Annotated in this window: 15 protein-coding genes, 2 tRNA genes and 2 rRNA genes; 6 read left to right on the forward strand and 13 right to left on the reverse strand. The window is 53.9% G+C overall.

The window, feature by feature from the left end; all coding sequences use genetic code 11:
- Window positions 1-61 precede the first annotated feature (61 nt).
- The gene (locus AC6I8L_RS19160; protein ID WP_058960697.1) at window positions 62-820 is read right to left on the reverse strand and encodes an SDR family NAD(P)-dependent oxidoreductase; all 759 of its coding nucleotides are present in this window, start codon (window positions 818-820) and stop codon (window positions 62-64) included.
- Between the two features lie 115 nt (window positions 821-935).
- Between AC6I8L_RS19160 and AC6I8L_RS19165 the strand changes: the two genes are divergently transcribed.
- The 3 genes from AC6I8L_RS19165 (at window position 936) to AC6I8L_RS19175 (ending at window position 4,506) form a co-directional block, all read left to right on the forward strand.
- Entirely contained in the window at window positions 936-1,835 is a 900-nt protein-coding gene (locus AC6I8L_RS19165; RefSeq protein WP_045814179.1) for a LysR family transcriptional regulator, read from the forward strand.
- Between the two features lie 45 nt (window positions 1,836-1,880).
- Window positions 1,881-2,882, forward strand: coding sequence for an inner membrane protein YhjD (yhjD, locus tag AC6I8L_RS19170; RefSeq protein WP_034819999.1), 1,002 nt, complete (start codon window positions 1,881-1,883; stop codon window positions 2,880-2,882).
- Window positions 2,883-3,171: 289 nt separating this feature from the next.
- Window positions 3,172-4,506, forward strand: coding sequence for an MFS transporter (locus AC6I8L_RS19175; protein WP_058960698.1), 1,335 nt, complete (start codon window positions 3,172-3,174; stop codon window positions 4,504-4,506).
- A gap of 264 nt (window positions 4,507-4,770) precedes the next feature.
- Here AC6I8L_RS19175 and ilvC read toward each other — a convergent pair whose 3' ends face one another.
- On the reverse strand, window positions 4,771-6,246 hold the full coding sequence (ilvC, locus tag AC6I8L_RS19180) for a ketol-acid reductoisomerase (protein ID WP_479399793.1): 1,476 nt from the start codon (window positions 6,244-6,246) through the stop codon (window positions 4,771-4,773).
- A gap of 161 nt (window positions 6,247-6,407) precedes the next feature.
- On the opposite strand from ilvC, the gene ilvY reads away from it, so the two are divergent.
- Window positions 6,408-7,289, forward strand: a complete 882-nt coding sequence (gene ilvY / locus AC6I8L_RS19185; RefSeq protein WP_034820008.1) for an HTH-type transcriptional activator IlvY — start codon at window positions 6,408-6,410, stop codon at window positions 7,287-7,289.
- Here ilvY and ilvA read toward each other — a convergent pair whose 3' ends face one another.
- From ilvA to ilvL, 6 genes are all read right to left on the reverse strand, one after another.
- Entirely contained in the window at window positions 7,290-8,837 is a 1,548-nt protein-coding gene (gene ilvA / locus AC6I8L_RS19190) for a threonine ammonia-lyase, biosynthetic (RefSeq protein WP_058962411.1), read from the reverse strand. It lies immediately after the preceding gene.
- A 6-nt stretch (window positions 8,838-8,843) separates the two neighbouring features.
- A complete protein-coding gene (gene ilvD / locus AC6I8L_RS19195; protein ID WP_058962410.1) occupies window positions 8,844-10,694 on the reverse strand; it encodes a dihydroxy-acid dehydratase in 1,851 nt (616 codons plus the stop codon).
- 61 nt (window positions 10,695-10,755) lie between these two features.
- Window positions 10,756-11,685, reverse strand: a complete 930-nt coding sequence (locus tag AC6I8L_RS19200) for a branched-chain amino acid transaminase (RefSeq protein WP_034820022.1) — start codon at window positions 11,683-11,685, stop codon at window positions 10,756-10,758.
- A gap of 18 nt (window positions 11,686-11,703) precedes the next feature.
- Complete coding sequence (gene ilvM, locus AC6I8L_RS19205) at window positions 11,704-11,961, reverse strand: acetolactate synthase 2 small subunit (protein ID WP_034820026.1); 258 nt, start codon at window positions 11,959-11,961, stop codon at window positions 11,704-11,706.
- Window positions 11,958-13,604 (reverse strand): acetolactate synthase 2 catalytic subunit, encoded by a 1,647-nt coding sequence (gene ilvG, locus AC6I8L_RS19210; protein ID WP_058962409.1) that lies wholly within the window; start codon window positions 13,602-13,604, stop codon window positions 11,958-11,960. Before ilvG ends, ilvM begins: the two co-directional genes overlap by 4 nt.
- Window positions 13,605-13,753: 149 nt before the next feature.
- A complete protein-coding gene (ilvL, locus tag AC6I8L_RS19215) occupies window positions 13,754-13,852 on the reverse strand; it encodes an ilv operon leader peptide (protein WP_071531048.1) in 99 nt (32 codons plus the stop codon).
- A gap of 327 nt (window positions 13,853-14,179) precedes the next feature.
- Here ilvL and AC6I8L_RS19220 point away from each other — a divergent pair, with 327 nt between their 5' ends.
- Entirely contained in the window at window positions 14,180-15,700 is a 1,521-nt protein-coding gene (locus tag AC6I8L_RS19220; RefSeq protein WP_058962408.1) for a YifB family Mg chelatase-like AAA ATPase, read from the forward strand.
- 30 nt (window positions 15,701-15,730) lie between these two features.
- Here AC6I8L_RS19220 and AC6I8L_RS19225 read toward each other — a convergent pair whose 3' ends face one another.
- The gene (locus AC6I8L_RS19225) at window positions 15,731-16,069 is read right to left on the reverse strand and encodes a MaoP family protein (RefSeq protein ID WP_034820034.1); all 339 of its coding nucleotides are present in this window, start codon (window positions 16,067-16,069) and stop codon (window positions 15,731-15,733) included.
- Window positions 16,070-16,190: 121 nt separating this feature from the next.
- On the opposite strand from AC6I8L_RS19225, the gene hdfR reads away from it, so the two are divergent.
- Window positions 16,191-17,012, forward strand: coding sequence for an HTH-type transcriptional regulator HdfR (gene hdfR, locus AC6I8L_RS19230; RefSeq protein ID WP_034820037.1), 822 nt, complete (start codon window positions 16,191-16,193; stop codon window positions 17,010-17,012).
- Window positions 17,013-17,138: 126 nt separating this feature from the next.
- Here the strand turns inward: hdfR and AC6I8L_RS19235 are convergent.
- The 4 genes from AC6I8L_RS19235 to AC6I8L_RS19250 form a co-directional block, all read right to left on the reverse strand.
- Window positions 17,139-17,214: transfer RNA gene (locus AC6I8L_RS19235), tRNA-Trp, on the reverse strand.
- A 7-nt stretch (window positions 17,215-17,221) separates the two neighbouring features.
- Window positions 17,222-17,298, reverse strand: a tRNA-Asp gene (locus AC6I8L_RS19240).
- A 101-nt stretch (window positions 17,299-17,399) separates the two neighbouring features.
- Window positions 17,400-17,515, reverse strand: a 5S ribosomal RNA gene (gene rrf / locus AC6I8L_RS19245).
- A 104-nt stretch (window positions 17,516-17,619) separates the two neighbouring features.
- A 23S ribosomal RNA gene (locus AC6I8L_RS19250) occupies window positions 17,620-20,524 on the reverse strand.
- Between the last annotated feature and the right edge of the window lie 26 nt (window positions 20,525-20,550).

A 20,550-nucleotide genomic window follows, 5' to 3' on the forward strand; every position in this document is an offset into this window, starting at 1 on the left:
AAAGGATGGCGTAGCGCCGCAATTTATCGTGCATGAATGCCGCGTCACTCTACGTGCATGATTACAGCGACTGTCCGCCTGAAGCTTCAATACGCTGCGCGGTGATCCAGCCGGTTTCTTCGCTCAGGATGGCGCTGATCGCGTCACCAATATCATCCGGTTGACCCACACGGCCCAGCGATGTCACCGAGGCAATGTGATCGTTGAGATCTTTGGTATCGCGCACGCGTCCACCGCCGAAGTCAGTTTCAATCGCACCCGGTGCCAGAATATTGACGCGAATACGACGCTCGCCCAGCTCTTTGGCCTGATAGCGTGTCAGCACTTCCATCGCCCCTTTCACCGAGGCGTAAGTGCCTGAACCTGGCAACGTCATGCGTGTTAATCCGCTGGAAATGTTCAGGATGCGGCCACCATCGATAATCAGCGGCAGCAGCTTCTGCGTCAGGAAGTAAGGCCCTTTGAAATGCACATTGATCAGCGCATCAAATTCCTCTTCGGTGGTTTCCGCAAACAACTTGTAGTGACCGTGACCGGCGTTGTTCACTAAATAATCAAATTTGTCGCGCTGCCAGGTTTTTTGCAGTGTCTCTTTCACCTGCGCCACGAAGCTGTCGAAGGTGCTGCTGTCGCCGACATCCAGCTGTAACGCCACCGCACGTGCGCCCAATGCTTCAATCTCTTTCACCACGGCCTGCGCTTCTTCCGCGTGACCACGATAGGTGAAAAGAATATCTACACCTTTAGCCGCCAGTTTCAGCGCACCATTCTTGCCCAAACCGCGGTTACCGCCGGTAATCAATGCAATTTTATGACTCATGTTTCGCTCCAGATGGAAAATTGAACACGGGATAAGGATATTCGCTATAAATTGATCTATAAACGCAGAGGAATACGCAGCACTGTTTCACTAACAACAACAATCGGTGAACAACATGGATAAAATTCACGCAATGCAGGTTTTTGTGCGGGTGGCAGAAATGGGCAGTTTTACCCGTGCGGCTGAAAGTCTTGGACTACCGAAAGGCAGCGTATCGCGCCAGTTACAGGCGCTGGAAAATCAAATGGGCACGCGTCTGCTGCATCGCACCACGCGGCGTGTTCATCTCACCCAGGATGGGCTGGTCTACTACGATCGTTGTCTTGATCTGTTGTCGATGCTCGACGATATGGACAGCCTGTTCCAGCACGATCCCGCCACCCTGAGCGGCAAGTTGCGCGTCGATATGTCGGTAGCCATGGCCACCGGATTTATCCTGCCGCGTTTACCTGAGTTTCTGCAGCATTATCCCGGCATCGAAATTGAGCTTAGCAGCAGCGATCGCCAGGTGGATGTGATTCGTGAAGGTTTTGACTGCGTGATCCGCGTGGGCGAGCTGAAAGATTCGGGTCTGATTGCGCGAAAAATCGGATCACATGCCTTGATTAACTGCGCCAGTCCCGACTACCTTTCCCGCTTCGGCATGCCGGTGCGCCTCGAAGATCTTGCACAGCACGCGATGGTGCATTACACCCAGCAGCTGGGGCAGCCTTCTTTGGGGTTTGAATATTTTGATGGTAAGCAGTGCCACTATGTTCAGACCGGCGGCGTGGTGACGGTGAACAGCACCGAAACCTATCGTGCCGCCTGCATCGCGGGATTAGGCATAATTCAGGTGCCCGCGATTGGTGTGCAGCCACTGCTGGAATCAGGCCAGTTAGTGGAAGTGCTGCATCACTTCCCCGCCAAGCCGATGCCGATTTCGTTGCTTTACCCACATCGCCGCAACGTAGCACGTCGCGTGCGGGTGTTTATGGAGTGGCTGAGTCAGGTGTTGCAGGAGTATGTGACATAAAGGGCTATAATTTTAATTTCGCAGTGAACAGGATGATTATCGTCTATGACAGACAAACCTAACCAAGAACCCACGGCTGAAAAGAAGCCGCTGATAGATATCAAGACCGGTAACAAAACCGTGGATGGCTCAATCCAGAACGTGTCGCGCTTTGCGGCCTGGTTCCAGGCCATTCCGGCGGTGGCGCATTTTATGCGCGCGCTGGATCGGTTTAACGATCGCCTCGGCAGCCAGTTTGGCGCAGCGATCACTTACTTCTCCTTCCTCTCTCTGATACCGATTTTGATGGTCTCCTTTGCGGCAGTCGGTTTTGTGCTGGCGTCGAATCAGGATTTACTCACCGAGTTGATCAACAAAATCGTTAACAGCATCAGCGATCCTACGCTGGCCACTACGCTAAAGAACACCGTGAACACCGCGATTCAGCAGCGCGCGACGGTCGGGTTAACCGGTTTGCTGCTGGCGCTCTACTCTGGCATTAACTGGATGGGCAATTTGCGCGAGGCGGTGCGCGCGCAATCGCGTGATGTTTGGGAGCGTAAACCGGACGATCAAGAGAAGTTATGGAAGAAATATGCGCGTGATTTGGTGTCGTTGCTGGGTCTGATGCTGGCGCTGGTGATTACCCTGTCGCTGACCTCCATTGCCGGTGCCGCGCAGAATGCCATCGTCAACGCGTTGGGATTGGAGGATATCGAGTGGCTGCGCCCGGCAATGACCATCATTGCGCTGTCGATTTCCATCTTTGCCAACTATCTGTTGTTCCTGTGGATTTTCTGGATTCTGCCGCGCCATAAGCCGCGCAAAAAAGCACTATTTCGCGGCACGCTGCTGGCGGCGATTGGTTTTGAAGTGATTAAGTTTGTGATGACGCTGACGCTGCCAAAGCTGGCCACTTCGCCCTCTGGGGCAGCCTTTGGATCGGTGCTGGGATTAATGGCGTTCTTTTACTTCTTTGCCCGTCTGACACTGTTCTGCGCCGCGTGGATAGCCACCGCGAAATACAAGGATGATAAAGAGATGCCGCAGCCGCATCAGGGCAATTAACATCGCAAAATTGTTACATTTGCCGCAACAGCTAAAAATGTTTCCTGCTGGCTATTATTCCAGCAAAAACCAGCAGGAAACGCTAAAGGGTCACTTTAATTTGGCCCTTTTGCAGAGATTCCCGCCAAAAAAGTGACACTTCCCGTTCCCATCACCCGCCGATTGCCGCAACTCAGAAATTATCCACTTTTTCGCCGAAAATGCCTGTTCTGGCGCGGGTTTTCATCATTGAATGCCGCAAAACAGGTGCGTAAGATTCTCTGTCTACATTTACAATTAAGAAACAGTCATGCAAGCCTCCATCACAGAAACACTCGACAAAAAACACGACGACACGCCCGTAAACTCACGCGGCAAAGTGGTCGTGGCGTCGCTTGTCGGCACCGCGATCGAATTCTTCGATTTCTATATTTATGCCACTGCGGCCGTCATCGTCTTTCCGCACATTTTCTTCCCGCAGGGTGATGCCACCGTGGCAACGCTACAGTCGCTGGCTACGTTTGCTATCGCCTTCGTCGCGCGCCCGATTGGTTCTGCGCTGTTCGGTCACTTTGGCGACCGCGTAGGCCGTAAAGCCACCCTGGTGGCATCGCTGCTGACCATGGGTGTCTCCACCGTATTGATCGGTCTGCTGCCTGGTTATCAAACCATTGGCGTTGCTGCTCCGCTGCTGCTGGCGCTGGCGCGTTTTGGTCAGGGTCTGGGTCTGGGTGGTGAATGGGGCGGCGCCGCTCTGTTGGCAACCGAAAATGCGCCAGCGAAAAAACGTGCGCTCTATGGTTCATTCCCGCAGCTTGGCGCGCCAATTGGCTTCTTCTTCGCCAACGGTACTTTCCTGTTGCTCTCCTGGCTGCTGACCGATGAGCAGTTCATGAACTGGGGCTGGCGCGTGCCGTTTATCCTTTCTGCGGTACTGGTATTGATTGGCCTGTATGTACGCGTTTCACTGCACGAAAGCCCTGTGTTTGCCAAAGTGCAGAAAGAGAATAAGCAGGTCAAAATGCCGATCGGCACGCTGCTGAGCAAGCATCTGACCGCCACCATCCTCGGCACCTTTATTATGCTGGCGACCTATACGCTGTTCTACATCATGACCGTCTACTCCATGAGCTACGGCACAGCGGCTGCACCTGCCGGTCTGGGATATTCGCGTAACAGCTTCCTGTGGATGCTGATGGTGGCGGTGATTGGTTTTGGTGTGATGGTGCCAATTGCAGGTCTGCTGGCGGATCGTTATGGCCGTCGTCGCACCATGATCACCATTACCTTGATGATCATCGCTTTCGCGCTGATGTTCCCGATGCTGCTGGGTTCAGGCTCACAGATTCTGGTGATGGGCTTCCTGCTGCTGGGCCTGAGCATTATGGGCCTCACCTTTGGGCCGATGGGTGCACTGCTGCCAGAGCTGTTCCCGACCGAAGTCCGTTATACCGGCGCGTCGTTCTCCTATAACCTGTCGTCAATTCTCGGTGCCTCGGTTGCGCCTTATATTGCAACATGGTTGAACGCTAACTATGGTTTGCAGGCGGTCGGTTTTTATCTGGCTTCCATGGCCGTGCTGACGCTGATTGCGCTGATTGCCTGTAAAGAGACGCGCCATCAGACACTGTACGAAGCGGTGTGATGGTTGCAGATTGATATGATGAACCCGGCTCAGGCCGGGTTTTTTATTGGGTCGGAATTGAGATACGGGCGAATGACATGAGGGTACCGCGTTAGCGGCGCGAGGACGCCAGACCCTAAGCGGCCCCGGACTGCGTGATCGCCATGGCGTTGCTGCTTGATAGAGTTTTGTCGTGGTTGGTTGTGAGAAACCTATCTGATCAGGCATAAAAAAACCCCGGCAAACCGGGGTTCTTCTTGTGCTGAAAACGGTGTCGTGCGGGGATTAGCCAGCAACCGCGATACGTTTCATATCGGTCATGTAGCCACGCAGTTTACGGCCAACCGCTTCGATTGGGTGCTGACGTACGGCTTCGTTAACATCACGCAGCTGCGCGTTATCAACCTGAGTGCCTTCAATCGCTTTGCCCAAATCGCCCGGCTGCAGAGTGGTCATGAACTCTTTCAGCAGTGGAACTGCCGCGAAGGAGAACAGGTAGTTACCGTATTCTGCGGTATCAGAGATAACCACGTTCATTTCATACAGACGCTTACGTGCAATGGTGTTCGCGATCAGCGGCAGCTCGTGCAGTGATTCGTAGTAAGCAGACTCTTCAATGATGCCTGCATCGATCATGGTTTCGAAGGCCAGCTCAACGCCCGCTTTCACCATCGCAACCATCACAACGCCTTTATCGTAGTATTCCTGCTCTTCGATTTTACCGTCGAACTGCGGTGCGTTCTCGAATGCAGTTGCACCGGTCTCTTCACGCCAGGTCAGCAGGTTTTTGTCGTCGTTCGCCCAGTCAGCCATCATACCGGAAGAGAATTCGCCCGAGATGATGTCATCCATGTGCTTCTGGAACAGCGGAGCCATGATGGTTTTCAGCTGCTCAGACAGTGCGTAAGCACGGATTTTCGCCGGGTTAGACAGACGATCCATCATCAGAGTGATGCCGCCGAACTTCAGTGATTCGGTGATGGTTTCCCAGCCGAACTGAATCAGTTTTTCGGTGTAAGCCGCGTCGTGACCTTCAGCCACCAGCTTATCGAAGCACAGCAGAGAACCGGCCTGCAGCATACCGCACAGGATAGTCTGCTCACCCATCAGGTCAGATTTCACTTCCGCAACGAAGGAAGATTCCAGTACGCCAGCACGGTCGCCGCCGGTGGCAGCAGCCCAGGCTTTAGCGATTGCCAGGCCTTCGCCTTTTGGATCGTTTTCTGGGTGAACCGCGATCAGGGTTGGAACACCGAAACCACGCTTGTACTCTTCACGCACTTCAGTGCCTGGGCACTTCGGCGCAACCATCACCACGGTGATGTCTTTACGGATGGTTTCACCCGATTCAACGATGTTGAAACCGTGTGAGTAGCCCAGCGCTGCGCCATCTTTCATCAGAGGCTGTACCGCTTTAACTACCGCTGAGTGCTGCTTGTCTGGCGTCAGGTTAACCACCAGATCCGCCTGTGGGATCAGCTCTTCGTAGGTACCTACTTTGAAGCCGTTATCGGTCGCTTTGCGGTAAGAAGCACGCTTTTCAGCGATCGCTTCAGCACGCAGTGCATAAGCGATGTCCAGACCGGAGTCACGCATGTTCAGGCCCTGGTTCAGACCCTGAGCGCCACAGCCAACGATAACGACTTTTTTGCCTTTCAGGAAGCTTGCGCCGTCTGCGAACTCATCGCGAGACATGAAACGACATTTACCCAACTGCGCTAACTGGTTGCGCAGATTCAGAGTGTTGAAATAGTTAGCCATGGGTACTCCGGTTAGATGTTGTGTTTGCTTTTGTTCGGTAACGACACCGTATTCAGTGCCGCGAATGACCCCATCATATGACAGGAAATCTATTGCTTAAATTGATATATTAGCAAGGTCACATTGCAGAATTTGCAACAACACGTTGAGGTGAAACGCGCATGGATTTACGAGACCTAAAGCTCTTTCTTCATCTGGCCGAAAGCTGTCACTTTGGTCGCACCGCGCGTGCTATGCACGTCAGTCCCTCCACGCTCTCTCGCCAGATTCAGCGCCTTGAGGAAGATGTCGGTCACGCGCTGTTCCTGCGTGATAACCGCACCGTGACGCTCACTGAAGCCGGCGAGCGCCTCAAGCAATTTGCTCAGCAAACCTTATTGCAATATCAACAACTGCGCCACGTAATGGATCTGAACGGCCCGTCCCTGAGCGGCGAACTGCGCATTTTTTGCTCGGTGACCGCCGCTTACAGCCATTTGCCGCCGATTCTCGACCGCTTCCGCGCCGAACATCCGCAGGTGGAAATCAAACTCACCACCGGCGATGCCGCCGACGCAATTGAGATGGTGCAATCTGGCGAGGCAGATTTGGCCATTGCCGGACGTCCGGAATCGCTGCCCGCCAGCATCGACTTCACACCGCTCGCCATTCTTCCGCTGGTGCTGATCGCGCCCGCCCTGCCGTGTGCGGTGCGCAGCCAGGCCACACAGGCGCAACCTGATTGGTCGCAGATTCCGTTTATCGTGCCGGAACAAGGCCCGGTGCGGCGCGGCATTGATTTGTGGTTCCGTCGCCATCGCATCCCCAATCCACAAATTTACGCCACGGTTTCCGGGCATGAGGCGATTGTCTCAATGGTGGCGCTGGGATGTGGCATTGCGCTACTGCCGGATGTGGTGCTGGAGAACAGCCCGGAGCCGGTGCGTAATCGCGTTCTGACACTGGAGAATGTCGAGTCGGTCGCGCCGCTGGAGCTCGGCGTGTGTGTACAAAAAAAGCGGCTCGGGGAGCCGCTTATCAGTGCTTTCTGGAACCTGCTGTAGTTACTGCCCGGCGAGGAAGAAACGGAACGCCGGGTTATTCGCTTCATCGTGCCATTCGTAGCCCAACGCCGTGAGATGGGTTTCGAAATCCGGCTCTTGATCGTTGGCTTCGAAGGCCGCCAGCACGCGACCAAAATCGGTGCCGTGGCTGCGATAGTGGAACAGCGAGATATTCCAGTGTGCGCCCAGCGTCTGCAGGAATTTCAGCAGCGCGCCCGGTGCTTCCGGGAATTCGAAGCTAAACAAGCGCTCGCGCAGCGGCTTCGATGGACGACCGCCGACCATGTAGCGCACGTGCAGCTTCGCCATCTCATCATCTGACAGATCCACCACCTGATAACCACCTTCGCTGAGCTGGCTGATGATTTCACTGCGCTCTTCCAGACCGCGCGTTAAGCGCACCCCAACGAAGATGCAGGCGTTATCGGCATCCGCATAGCGATAGTTGAACTCGGTGATGGAACGGCCACCCAACGTCTGACAGAAACGCAGGAAACTGCCCTGCTGTTCTGGAATCGTCACCGCCAGCAACGCTTCGCGCTGTTCACCAATTTCACAGCGTTCTGACACGTAGCGCAGACCGTGGAAGTTGACGTTGGCGCCCGACAAGACGTGCGCAAGGCGCTCGCCTTTGATGTCGTGCTGCTGGATGTACTTCTTCATGCCCGCCAGCGCCAGCGCACCCGAAGGTTCCGCTACCGCACGCACATCTTCGAACAGGTCTTTCACTGCCGCGCAGATGGCATCGCTGTCCACGGTGATGATGTCATCGAGATACTCTTTGCACAGGCGGAAAGTTTCACTGCCGATGCGCTTCACCGCCACACCTTCAGCAAACAACCCGACACGCGCCAGATCCACCGGCTCGCCAGCATCCAGTGCCGCTTTCAGGCAGGCCGAATCTTCCGACTCCACCGCGATCACTTTGATCTGCGGCATCAGCTGTTTGATCAGCACCGCCACGCCCGCCGCCAGACCGCCACCACCGACCGGCACGAACACGCGATCGATATGCGCATCCTGCTGCAACAGTTCCATCGCCAGCGTGCCCTGCCCGGCAATCACTGCCGGGTGGTCAAACGGGTGCACAAAGGTGTAACCCTGCTGCTCGGACAGCTCAATCGCTTTGGCTTTAGCCTCGTCGAAGTTAGCACCAAACAGATAAACCTCACCGCCAAATGCGCGCACTGCATCAACCTTGATGTCTGCCGTGGCCAGCGGCATCACAATCAGTGATTTGATGCCCAGCGTGCTGGCCGAGAGCGCCACACCCTGCGCGTGGTTGCCGGCCGAAGCCGTAATCACGCCGCGTGCTTTTTGCTCTTCGGTCAGCCCGGCAATCATCGCGTACGCCCCGCGCAGCTTGAAGCTGTGCACCGGCTGACGATCCTCACGCTTCACCAGAATGGTGTTGCCGAGACGCGATGAAATTTTTTCCATTTTTTGCAGCGGCGTGACCTGGGCAATTTCGTACACAGGCGCACGCAGCACTGCGCGCAGATACTCCGCGCCGTTAGGCGACGCGGGTAGCGGTTGAGACTCAGCCATCAGTTGTTAGCCTCCCAGCTTGGACTTATCGCGCACCGCACCTTTGTCAGCACTGGTTGCGAGGGATGCATAAGCACGCAGCGCGAAGGAAACAGCACGTTCGCGGTTGTGCGGGGTATAAGCCGCTTCGCCACGCGCCTGCTCTTTTTCACGACGAGCGTGGATTTCGTTGTCTGGCAGATCCAGATGGATACGACGGTTCGGGATATCCAGCTCGATCATGTCGCCGTCCTGGATCAACGCAATGGTGCCGCCGCTCGCCGCTTCTGGCGAGATGTGACCGACAGAGAGACCGGAAGAACCACCCGAGAAACGACCATCGGTGATCAGCGCACAGGCTTTGCCCAAGCCCATGGATTTCAGATAGGTGGTTGGATAGAGCATTTCCTGCATGCCCGGACCGCCTTTCGGCCCTTCGTAACGGATCACCACGCAATCGCCCGCCACAACTTTGCCGCCGAGGATCGCATCTACCGCGTCATCCTGACTTTCGTAAACTTTGGCTGGACCTTTGAAGGTCAGCAGCTCAGCGTCAACGCTGGCGGTTTTAACGATACAACCATCTTCAGAGATGTTGCCGTACAGTACGGCCAGACCGCCATCCTGAGAGAAGGCGTGCTCACGAGTACGGATACAACCCTCTTTACGGTCATCATCGAGTGTGTCCCAACGGCAGTCTTGTGAGAAGGCTTGGGTGGTACGGATGCCGGCTGGGCCCGCGCGGAACATTTTCTTCACCGCTTCGTCTTGGGTCAGCATGATGTCGTACTGATCCAGGGTCTCACGCATGCTCTGCTGCAGAACGTTGCGCGCACTGGTATCGATCAGCCCGGCACGATCCAGCTCGCCCAGAATCGCGACAACGCCACCAGCACGGTGCACATCTTCCATGTGATATTTCGGCGTACTCGGTGCCACTTTGCACAGGTGCGGTACTTTGCGCGACAGGCGGTCGATATCTGACATGTTGAATTCGATTTCGCCTTCCTGCGCCGCTGCCAGCAGGTGCAGAACGGTGTTGGTGGAACCACCCATGGCGATATCCAGCGTCATCGCATTCTCAAATGCCGCTTTAGTGGCGATGTTGCGTGGCAGTACGCGCTCATCATCCTGCTCGTAATACTTTTTGGTCAGGCTAACGATACGCTTACCGGCGTTGAGGAACAGCTCTTTACGGTCAGCGTGAGTAGCCAACAGTGAACCGTTGCCTGGCTGTGCCAGACCCAGCGCTTCGGCCAGACAGTTCATCGAGTTCGCAGTGAACATCCCTGAACAAGAACCACAGGTTGGGCACGCAGAGCGTTCGATTTTATCGCTGTCTTCATCGCTGACATTCGGGTTAGCACCCTGAATCATCGCATCAACCAGGTCCAGCTTGATGATTTTGTCAGACAGTTTGGTCTTACCGGCTTCCATCGGACCGCCGGAGACAAAGATCACCGGGATGTTGAGGCGCAGTGACGCCATCAGCATGCCGGGGGTGATTTTGTCGCAGTTAGAGATACACACCATGGCATCGGCGCAGTGCGCGTTCACCATGTACTCTACGGAATCGGCGATCAGCTCGCGCGAAGGCAGTGAATACAGCATGCCGCCATGACCCATGGCGATACCGTCATCCACCGCGATGGTGTTGAACTCTTTAGCAACACCACCGACAGCTTCGATTTGCTCAGCCACCAGCTTGCCCATATCGCGCAGGTGCACGTGGCCCGGTACGAACTGGGTGAATGAGTTAACTACGGCAATAATCGGCTTGCCGAAATCGTCATCGGTCATCCCTGTGGCGCGCCACAAGGCGCGGGCACCCGCCATATTACGGCCATGGGTGGTTGTGGCAGAACGGTACTTAGGCATGCTCTATTTACTCCAGTCTGAAATATGACGCGGGCGCAGCTGCACCCGCGTAACTGTCTTGTTATGGATTAACCTGATCCAACCAGCCGTACTTGTCTTCGGTTTCACCTGTGAACAGGCCGAAAAATGCGCTCTGAATTTTGGTGGTCACTGGACCACGTTTACCTGCACCCACCTGGATACCATCAACGCTGCGTACCGGGGTGATTTCTGCTGCCGTACCGGACATGAACACTTCGTCAGCCAGATACAAGGATTCACGTGACAGGGTTTGCTCACGCACTTCGATACCCAGGTCGATCGCCAGCTTGATGATGGCGTCACGGGTGATGCCTGGCAGGGCTGAAGAAGTGAACGGCGGCGTGAACAGAATGCCATCTTTCACTTCGAACAAGTTTTCGCCAGCACCTTCTGAAATATAGCCGTTGGTGTCGAGAGCGATACCTTCCTGATAGCCGTGGCGACGCGCTTCGCTGCCGACCAACAGTGAGGAGAGGTAGTTACCACCGGCTTTAGCCGCGGTTGGCAGGGTGTTCGGTGCGACACGGTTCCATGAAGACACCATCGCATCGATGCCGTTTTCCAGTGCTTCAGCACCCAGGTAAGCACCCCATGGGAAAGCAGCGATGATCACGTCGGTGGTGTAGCCATCTGGCGGGTTCACACCCAGGCCTACGTCGCCAACAAACGCCAGCGGACGGATGTAAGCGCTTTTCAGTTTGTTTACACGAATCACTTCGCGGCAGGCTTCCATCAGCTCATCAACGCTGGCAGCGATAGGGAAACGATAAATTTTGGCGGAGTCGTGCAGACGCTGCATGTGTTCACGGTGACGGAACACCACTGGGCCTTTGTGCGAGTCGTAGCAGCGTACGCCTTCAAACACAGAAGTACCGTAGTGCAGTGCGTGAGACATCACGCTAACCTTGGCGTCTTCCCACTTAACCATCTCCCCGTTGAACCAAATAAAGTCTGCTTTCTTCGTACTCATTGCTATTTCCTTTGGCGACTAAGCGCGGATTTGTTGTGATGTCTGTTGCTGGATCTCGACACAGGCGACATCCATGAGTTTGCTTAACTGTGAAGACAGTAAATCGACCGAACGCTGACTGGCAACGGTCATTTCGATGTTAATGTTTTCAGCGTTAATCGCAGATGCCATGTTCATCGAGCACACCTGGAAGCCACGGTGGCGGACAACACGCAAAATGCGCTCCAATATTTCAGGGCGGAAGCGGGCTTCGATAGACAATTGATGCTGGTTCATGCGGTTTTCTCCATCATGTTTGCGTTGCTGGCACCCGGCGGTACCAATGGCCAGACGTTTTCATGCTCATCAATCGAAACATGCAGGAAGTAAGGACCTTCACTGTTCAGCAGAGCATCTATCGCGGCGTCGACCTGATCTTTACGGCTAATGTGCTGGCCTGGGATATCAAAGGCGCTGGCCAGCGTGAGGAAATCGGGGTTATCGGTGAGGATGGTTTCGCTGTAGCGACCATCAAAGAACAACTGCTGCCACTGGCGCACCATGCCTAAACGTTGGTTATCCAGCAGCAGGATTTTCACCGGCAGCTTACCGCGCTTAATGGTGCCCAGCTCCTGGATGTTCATCATGATTGAGCCATCGCCTGACACGCAGATCACGGTGTCTTGCGGGCGGGCAACCTGCGCGCCGATGGCGGCTGGCAGACCAAAGCCCATAGTACCCAGGCCGCTGGAGGTGATGAAGTTCTCTGGCTGAGTGAAGCTCATGTGCTGCGCAGCCCACATCTGATGCTGGCCCACATCGGTGGTCACCACCGCGCTGTCCGCTTTACGATCGGAGAGTTGTTTCAGCAGCAGCGGCGCATAAATGGCCTCGCCTGGGTGATCGTAACGCCAGTCAAACTCGGCTTTCATCGCTTTAACTTCGGTGCGCCAGCCCTCAATCTGCATCGGCATACTCAACGCAGGCAGCACCTGGTTCAAATCACCTTGCAACGAAACGTGCGCACGACGCAATTTGTTCAACTCGGCCGGATCGATATCGATATGAATGACGTTCGCATGCGGGGCGAAGGTGTCTAACTTTCCGGTGACGCGGTCGTCGAAACGCGCGCCAACGGCAATCAGTAAATCGCAAGATTGCACGGCAAGGTTGGCAGCTTTGGTGCCGTGCATACCCAACATGCCGAGATAGAGATCGCTGCTGGCGTCTGCACTTCCCAGGCCTTTCAACGTGGACACCGTTGGGATGCCGGTTGCTTCAGCCATGGCACGTAATGCAGGCACCGCTTGCGCCATGCCCACACCGCCGCCGATATACAGCATTGGCTTATGCGACTGCGCCATCAATGCGCGGGCTTCCGCGATATGCTCTGGCGAGTGACTGATCGTCTCTTCAACCGGCAACAGGTGTGGGGTTAAATCGGCACTAGCAATTTGGATGTCTTTCGGGATATCCACCAGAACCGGACCGGGACGGCCAGACTGGGCGATGGCAAAGGCTTCGGCCATCACGGAAGGCAAATCTTCGAGGGATTCAACCAGGAAACTGTGCTTGGTGCAGGCTAACGATAGGCCGAGAACGTCGATTTCCTGGAAGGCGTCAGTACCGATAAAAGCAGATGAAACCTGACCGGTGATCGCGACAACCGGGATCGAGTCCATAAACGCATCGGCTAAACCGGTGATCAGGTTAGTGGCGCCGGGACCGGAAGTGGCGATACACACGCCAGTTTTACCGGTGGCACGGGCATAACCAATTGCCGCCATCACTGCACCTTGCTCATGACGACACAGTAGGTGTTCCACGCCGCCATCGTAGAGCGCATCGTACACTGGCATGATTGCGCCGCCAGGATAGCCAAACACTGTGTCGACACTCTGCGCGCGTAAAGCCTGAACTACCCACTGTGCACCTGTCATCGTTATTCTCCTGTATTCCTGGTGGAACAACAGAACTTTATGCTACTGCTCATAATCTGTTCCTCGCTGATTCGCTGATATTTAGCCAGGTCGAAAAAAAACCCCCGGACCTTTCGGTGCGGGGGTTTTTGGAATTCCGGGCTTGATTTTTAAGCCTTTCTTTCTCCAAGCGATGCCCCGCACGGTGGGATAATAATCACCACCACGCTAATCACGACTAGGCTAATCACTTGTAGAAGGGCTTTCATGTGTTGTCTGTTTTTTCGATTGTTCGAAGTAATACCTACAGAGTTACCATAGTTATCTACGCGTTGACAATTATTTTCATAACGTTTTTTTATGACGTAAGCAATGGGTGTGGGTTATCGCCTTGTAAGTTAAAGGTTATTTTAAGTTGTGAAAAATTTTCATTACGCACACTGCGAAACCTCTCTGTTAATTCTGCGATATCGACCTCAACTGCGGCGAAAACATTGTAAAAACCGCCGATTCACTGGAATCCGGCGCTGATGTTTTTTAATCGCATTCGCAATCTGAATTTACTCCTCGCATGATGAAGACAACAAGGAGTGGTTATGTCTTTATCAAAGGTTCTCACTCGCGCGGCGCTCGGCATACAGGCGCCATTGGTAACGGTTGAGGTGCATATCAGCAAGGGGTTGCCCGCTTTAACGCTGGTTGGCTTGCCTGAAACCACGGTGAAGGAAGCGCGGGAACGGGTACGCAGTGCCATTATCAATAGCGGATTCACCTTCCCGGCGAAACGCGTCACCATCAATTTGGCCCCCGCCGATCTGCCAAAAGAAGGTGGGCGCTACGACCTTCCCATCGCCATTGCGATTCTCGCGGCCTCAGAGCAGCTTCCTGACGCGAAACTGGCGCACTATGAGTTCCTGGGGGAGTTAGCACTCAACGGCGCGCTCTGTGGCGTTCAGGCCTCTATTCCAGCAGCGATGGCCGCTTTGCAAGCCGGCAGGCAGATGGTGTTAGCTGAAGAGAATCAACAGGATGTCGGATTGATCCAACAAGGGGAAACGCTCGTCGGTAAACATCTGCTCGAGATCTGCGCTTTCCTGCATAACCAGTCGACACTCACCGTTGCGTATTCTCAACCTGAGGCGCTGCAACAGGAAAGCCAGGACCTCAGCGAAATCATCGGTCAGGAACAAGGACGTCGCGCCCTGGAGATCACTGCCGCTGGCGGGCATAACCTGTTACTGCTTGGACCGCCCGGCACAGGGAAAACCATGCTGGCGACCCGCCTGCCTGGCATTATGCCGCCCTTAGACGATCAGGAAGCGCTGGAGTGCGCAGCGATTAATAGCCTGGTCAGCAGCCGAAATCTCCATCATCAGTGGCGCAGAAGGCCATTCAGAGCACCTCATCACAGCGCTTCGCTGTATGCATTAGTGGGAGGAGGAGCAATCCCCCGGCCTGGTGAGATCTCTCTGGCGCACAATGGCGTCCTGTTTCTGGATGAACTCCCGGAGTTTGACCGCAAGGTACTGGATGCATTACGCGAGCCCATTGAATCCGGCGAGATTGCGATTTCCCGTACACGCGCCAAAGTCACTTATCCTGCGCGCTTTCAGTTAATTGGTGCCATGAACCCCAGCCCTACCGGGCATTATCAAGGCAGTCATAATCGATGCACGCCGCAACAGGTGCTGCGCTATTTGAGCCGGCTCTCAGGTCCGTTTCTTGATCGCTTTGATCTGTCTCTGGAAATCCCGTTGCTACCCAGTGGAACCTTAAGTCAAAAACAGGAAGTCAGTGAGAGCAGCGAGACGGTACTTAAACGCGTCCTTGCTGCTCGTCAGAGGCAAATTGAGCGAGCAGGCAAAATAAACGCGCATTTATCTAATCCGGAGATTGCCCAGTGCTGTGTACTGAGACAGGACGATGCTATATGGCTGGAAGCTGTATTGAATTCGCTGGGTCTTTCTGTGCGCGCGTGGCAACGCATTTTGAAAGTCGCCAGGACGATTGCCGACTTGGCAGGGGAGGAGACGATTTCACGACAGCATTTGCAGGAGGCGGTGGGTTATCGCAGCATTGACCGGTTGCTAATCTTTCTGCACAACAGTCTGGAATAAAAAACGGGGCTTTAGAAGCCCCGCTATTTTTTAATCATCGCTATCGCTAAAGTCTTCCACAGTATCCATCTGCGGCTTACCGCCAGACAATGTGTGGAAACGCTTAGGACGCTTAATACGTGCGGTATATTTCGACCAGACACGTTCAGCTTCCGTTTGCGGCTCACGCAGACCACGACATACTTCTAAAAACGAACGCTCTTCTTCAGTCGCTGGTTCACGCTTGGCGAGGTCCAGTTCATTGAAGGCGTAACCGTGGCGTTCCAGAAGCTGAGCTTCTTTAATGGTGAAATCACCATGACGTGAAAAACCACGAGGATAATGTTTGTTATCAAAGAAACGATTTGTTGTTGCGAAGCTATCCGCCATTTTACACGCTCCCGACTCTCTTATGGCCGTGCTATTTATGGCGCGGAGTATTAGATAGGCTTGACAGAGTGTAAAACAAAACATTTAAATCAGTACGACAAACATTTTTTGGGAGAATGCTGTGGATACGGAATTACTGAAAACTTTCCTCGAAGTGAGCAGAACACGCCATTTCGGGCGTGCTGCTGAAGCGCTTTACCTCACGCAATCTGCCGTTAGTTTTCGCATTCGTCAGCTGGAAAATCAGTTGGGAGTCAACCTTTTCACCCGTCATCGAAATAATATTCGGCTGACTTCTGCGGGTGAGCGTTTATTACCCTATGCAGAGAGCCTGATGAGTACCTGGCTGATGGCTAAAAAGGAAGTTTCACATACACAACAGCATCATGAGCTATCGATAGGTGCCAGCGCGTCGTTGTGGGAGGCTTATCTAACCCCTTGGTTAAAAACGCTTTATGAGAACCGGGAAAGCCTTCACCTTGAAGCACGTATCGCACAACGGCATTTGCTGGTAAAGCAATTACATGAGCGTCAGTTGGACCTTTTAATCACCACCGAAGCGCCCAAAATGGATGAATTAACCAGCCAACAGATTGGTCATATTTCACTCGCGCTCTTCCGCGCACGTAAGACTGAGAAACGTGAAAAATATGATTACATTAAACTGGAATGGGGTGCGGATTTTCATCAACATGAAAGTTATTTATCCAGTGATGATGTGCCAGTATTGACCACAACTTCAGCGCATGTGACACGTGAATTACTCCACACTACCGGCGCCTGCGCGTTTTTACCGGATTCATGGCACAGCATTTATAGTGATTTGATGGTTATTCCAGATACACCCGTTGCCGTTCGTCCACTCTATGCGGTGTGGCTGCAGAATAGCGATCAACAAGCACATATTCGTCAGCTGCTTAAATTTCCAGTATTGACGCAATAAAGCAGAAATTGAGAGGGGTTTGAGTGTCGCGCAGTGAAACTCAAACCCTTTTCACTGACGAAGTTATGAGGTAAATGCCAAATTTTGGACAAAAAAAATCCTTTGCCGAAGCAAAGGATTGTTTTCTGGCAGGGGCGGAGGGACTCGAACCCCCAACACCCGGTTTTGGAGACCGGTGCTCTACCAATTGAACTACGCCCCTAAAAGGGTGGCGGAACGGACGGGGCTCGAACCCGCGACCCCCTGCGTGACAGGCAGGTATTCTAACCAACTGAACTACCGCTCCACCGATTCTGTACCAAAATCAGAAACCGTTCTGACTTCGGGTGTTTCGCCCTTTCAGTGTCACCTGAAAGGTCACGACTCACGAATGAGTCTTAAATTAATGCCTGGCAGTTCCCTACTCTCGCATGGGGAGACCCCACACTACCATCGGCGCTACGGCGTTTCACTTCTGAGTTCGGCATGGGGTCAGGTGGGACCACCGCGCTACAGCCGCCAGGCAAATTCTGTTTATTCACGCCGTGACATCCGTCACCACGCGAACCAGTCCGTGAACAAGCTGAAAATCTACTTCTGCGTCTCTCAAAAACGCCTCTGGCGTTGTAAGGTTAAGCCTCACGGGTCATTAGTACCGGTTAGCTCAATGCATCGCTGCACTTACACATCCGGCCTATCAACGTCGTCGTCTTCAACGTCCCTTCAGGACTCTCAGAGAGTCAGGGAGAACTCATCTCGGGGCAAGTTTCGTGCTTAGATGCTTTCAGCACTTATCTTTTCCGCACTTAGCTACCGGGCAATGCCATTGGCATGACAACCCGAACACCAGTGGTGCGTTCACTCCGGTCCTCTCGTACTAGGAGCAACCCCCCTCAATTCTCCAGCGCCCACGGCAGATAGGGACCGAACTGTCTCACGACGTTCTAAACCCAGCTCGCGTACCACTTTAAACGGCGAACAGCCGTACCCTTGGGACCTACTTCAGCCCCAGGATGTGATGAGCCGACATCGAGGTGCCAAACACCGCCGTCGATATGAACTCTTGGGCGGTATCAGCCTGTTATCCCCGGAGTACCTTTTATCCGTTGAGCGATGGCCCTTCCATTCAGAACCACCGGATCACTATGACCTGCTTTCGCACCTGCTCGAGCCGTCACTCTCGCAGTCAAGCTGGCTTATGCCATTGCACTAACCTCCTGATGTCCGACCAGGATTAGCCAACCTTCGTGCTCCTCCGTTACTCTTTGGGAGGAGACCGCCCCAGTCAAACTACCCACCAGACACTGTCCGCAACCCGGATTACGGGTCTACGTTAGAACATCAAACATTAAAGGGTGGTATTTCAAGGTTGGCTCCACGCAGACTGGCGTCCACGCTTCAAAGCCTCCCACCTATCCTACACATCAAGGCTCAATGTTCAGTGTCAAGCTATAGTAAAGGTTCACGGGGTCTTTCCGTCTTGCCGCGGGTACACTGCATCTTCACAGCGATTTCAATTTCACTGAGTCTCGGGTGGAGACAGCCTGGCCATCATTACGCCATTCGTGCAGGTCGGAACTTACCCGACAAGGAATTTCGCTACCTTAGGACCGTTATAGTTACGGCCGCCGTTTACCGGGGCTTCGATCAAGAGCTTCTCCTTACGGATAACCCCATCAATTAACCTTCCGGCACCGGGCAGGCGTCACACCGTATACGTCCACTTTCGTGTTTGCACAGTGCTGTGTTTTTAATAAACAGTTGCAGCCAGCTGGTATCTTCGACTGCCTTCAGCTCCGTCCGCGAGGGACTTCACCTGATGACAGCGTGCCTTCTCCCGAAGTTACGGCACCATTTTGCCTAGTTCCTTCACCCGAGTTCTCTCAAGCGCCTTGGTATTCTCTACCTGACCACCTGTGTCGGTTTGGGGTACGATTTCGTGTTACCTGGAGCTTAGAGGCTTTTCCTGGAAGCAGGGCATCAGTTACTTCACCACCGTAGTGGCTCGTCATCACACCTCAGCGTTAAAAAGAGTCCGGATTTACCTAAACTCTCCGCCTACATGCTTAAACCGGGACAACCGTCGCCCGGATAACCTAGCCTTCTCCGTCCCCCCTTCGCAGTAACACCAAGTGCAGGAATATTAACCTGCTTCCCATCGACTACGCTTTTCAGCCTCGCCTTAGGGGTCGACTCACCCTGCTCCGATTAACGTTGAACAGGAACCCTTGGTCTTCCGGCGAGCGGGCTTTTCACCCGCTTTATCGTTACTTATGTCAGCATTCGCACTTCTGATACCTCCAGCAAACCTCACAGTTCACCTTCAACGGCTTACAGAACGCTCCCCTACCCAACAACACATAGTGTCGCTGCCGCAGCTTCGGTGCATGGTTTAGCCCCGTTACATCTTCCGCGCAGGCCGACTCGACCAGTGAGCTATTACGCTTTCTTTAAATGATGGCTGCTTCTAAGCCAACATCCTGGCTGTCTGTGCCTTCCCACATCGTTTCCCACTTAACCATGACTTTGGGACCTTAGCTGGCGGTCTGGGTTGTTTCCCTCTTCACGACGGACGTTAGCACCCGCCGTGTGTCTCCCGTGATAACATTCTTCGGTATTCGCAGTTTGCATCGGGTTGGTAAGCCGGGATGGCCCCCTAGCCGAAACAGTGCTCTACCCCCGAAGATGAGTTCACGAGGCGCTACCTAAATAGCTTTCGGGGAGAACCAGCTATCTCCCGGTTTGATTGGCCTTTCACCCCCAGCCACAAGTCATCCGCTAATTTTTCAACATTAGTCGGTTCGGTCCTCCAGTTAGTGTTACCCAACCTTCAACCTGCCCATGGCTAGATCACCGGGTTTCGGGTCTATACCCTGCAACTTAACGCCCAGTTAAGACTCGGTTTCCCTGCGGCTCCCCTATACGGTTAACCTTGCTACAGAATATAAGTCGCTGACCCATTATACAAAAGGTACGCAGTCACCAAACAAGTTGGCTCCCACTGCTTGTACGTACACGGTTTCAGGTTCTGTTTCACTCCCCTCGCCGGGGTTCTTTTCGCCTTTCCCTCACGGTACTGGTTCACTATCGGTCAGTCAGGAGTATTTAGCCTTGGAGGATGGTCCCCCCATATTCAGACAGGATACCACGTGTCCCGCCCTACTCTTCGAACTCACAAGATGTGCATTTTTGTGTACGGGAGTATCACCCTGTACCCTGCGACTTTCCAGACGCTTCCACTAATGCACAAACTGATTCAGGTTCTGGGCTGTTCCCCGTTCGCTCGCCGCTACTGGGGGAATCTCGGTTGATTTCTTTTCCTCTGGGTACTTAGATGTTTCAGTTCCCCAGGTTCGCCTCGCAACACTATGTATTCATGTTGCGATGATGCACAGAGTGCACCGGGTTTCCCCATTCGGACATCGTCGGCTGTAGCGGTTCATATCACCTTACCGACGCTTTACGCAGATTAGCACGTCCTTCATCGCCTCTGACTGCCAGGGCATCCACCGTGTACGCTTAGTCGCTTAACCTCACAACCCACAGGCGTTTTGCAACG

The sequence above is a fragment of the Type-E symbiont of Plautia stali genome, from assembly GCF_059731115.1.

Bases quoted from the DNA above. Each gene is read 5' to 3' on its own strand.
- AC6I8L_RS19160 (WP_058960697.1), bottom strand. From the start codon at position 820: ATGAGTCATAAAATTGCATTGATTACCGGCGGTAACCGCGGTTTGGGC.
- AC6I8L_RS19165 (WP_045814179.1), top strand. From the start codon at position 936: ATGGATAAAATTCACGCAATGCAGGTTTTTGTGCGGGTGGCAGAAATG.
- yhjD (WP_034819999.1), top strand. From the start codon at position 1,881: ATGACAGACAAACCTAACCAAGAACCCACGGCTGAAAAGAAGCCGCTG.
- AC6I8L_RS19175 (WP_058960698.1), top strand. From the start codon at position 3,172: ATGCAAGCCTCCATCACAGAAACACTCGACAAAAAACACGACGACACG.
- ilvC (WP_479399793.1), bottom strand. From the start codon at position 6,246: ATGGCTAACTATTTCAACACTCTGAATCTGCGCAACCAGTTAGCGCAG.
- ilvY (WP_034820008.1), top strand. From the start codon at position 6,408: ATGGATTTACGAGACCTAAAGCTCTTTCTTCATCTGGCCGAAAGCTGT.
- ilvA (WP_058962411.1), bottom strand. From the start codon at position 8,837: ATGGCTGAGTCTCAACCGCTACCCGCGTCGCCTAACGGCGCGGAGTAT.
- ilvD (WP_058962410.1), bottom strand. From the start codon at position 10,694: ATGCCTAAGTACCGTTCTGCCACAACCACCCATGGCCGTAATATGGCG.
- AC6I8L_RS19200 (WP_034820022.1), bottom strand. From the start codon at position 11,685: ATGAGTACGAAGAAAGCAGACTTTATTTGGTTCAACGGGGAGATGGTT.
- ilvM (WP_034820026.1), bottom strand. From the start codon at position 11,961: ATGAACCAGCATCAATTGTCTATCGAAGCCCGCTTCCGCCCTGAAATA.
- ilvG (WP_058962409.1), bottom strand. From the start codon at position 13,604: ATGACAGGTGCACAGTGGGTAGTTCAGGCTTTACGCGCGCAGAGTGTC.
- ilvL (WP_071531048.1), bottom strand. From the start codon at position 13,852: ATGAAAGCCCTTCTACAAGTGATTAGCCTAGTCGTGATTAGCGTGGTG.
- AC6I8L_RS19220 (WP_058962408.1), top strand. From the start codon at position 14,180: ATGTCTTTATCAAAGGTTCTCACTCGCGCGGCGCTCGGCATACAGGCG.
- AC6I8L_RS19225 (WP_034820034.1), bottom strand. From the start codon at position 16,069: ATGGCGGATAGCTTCGCAACAACAAATCGTTTCTTTGATAACAAACAT.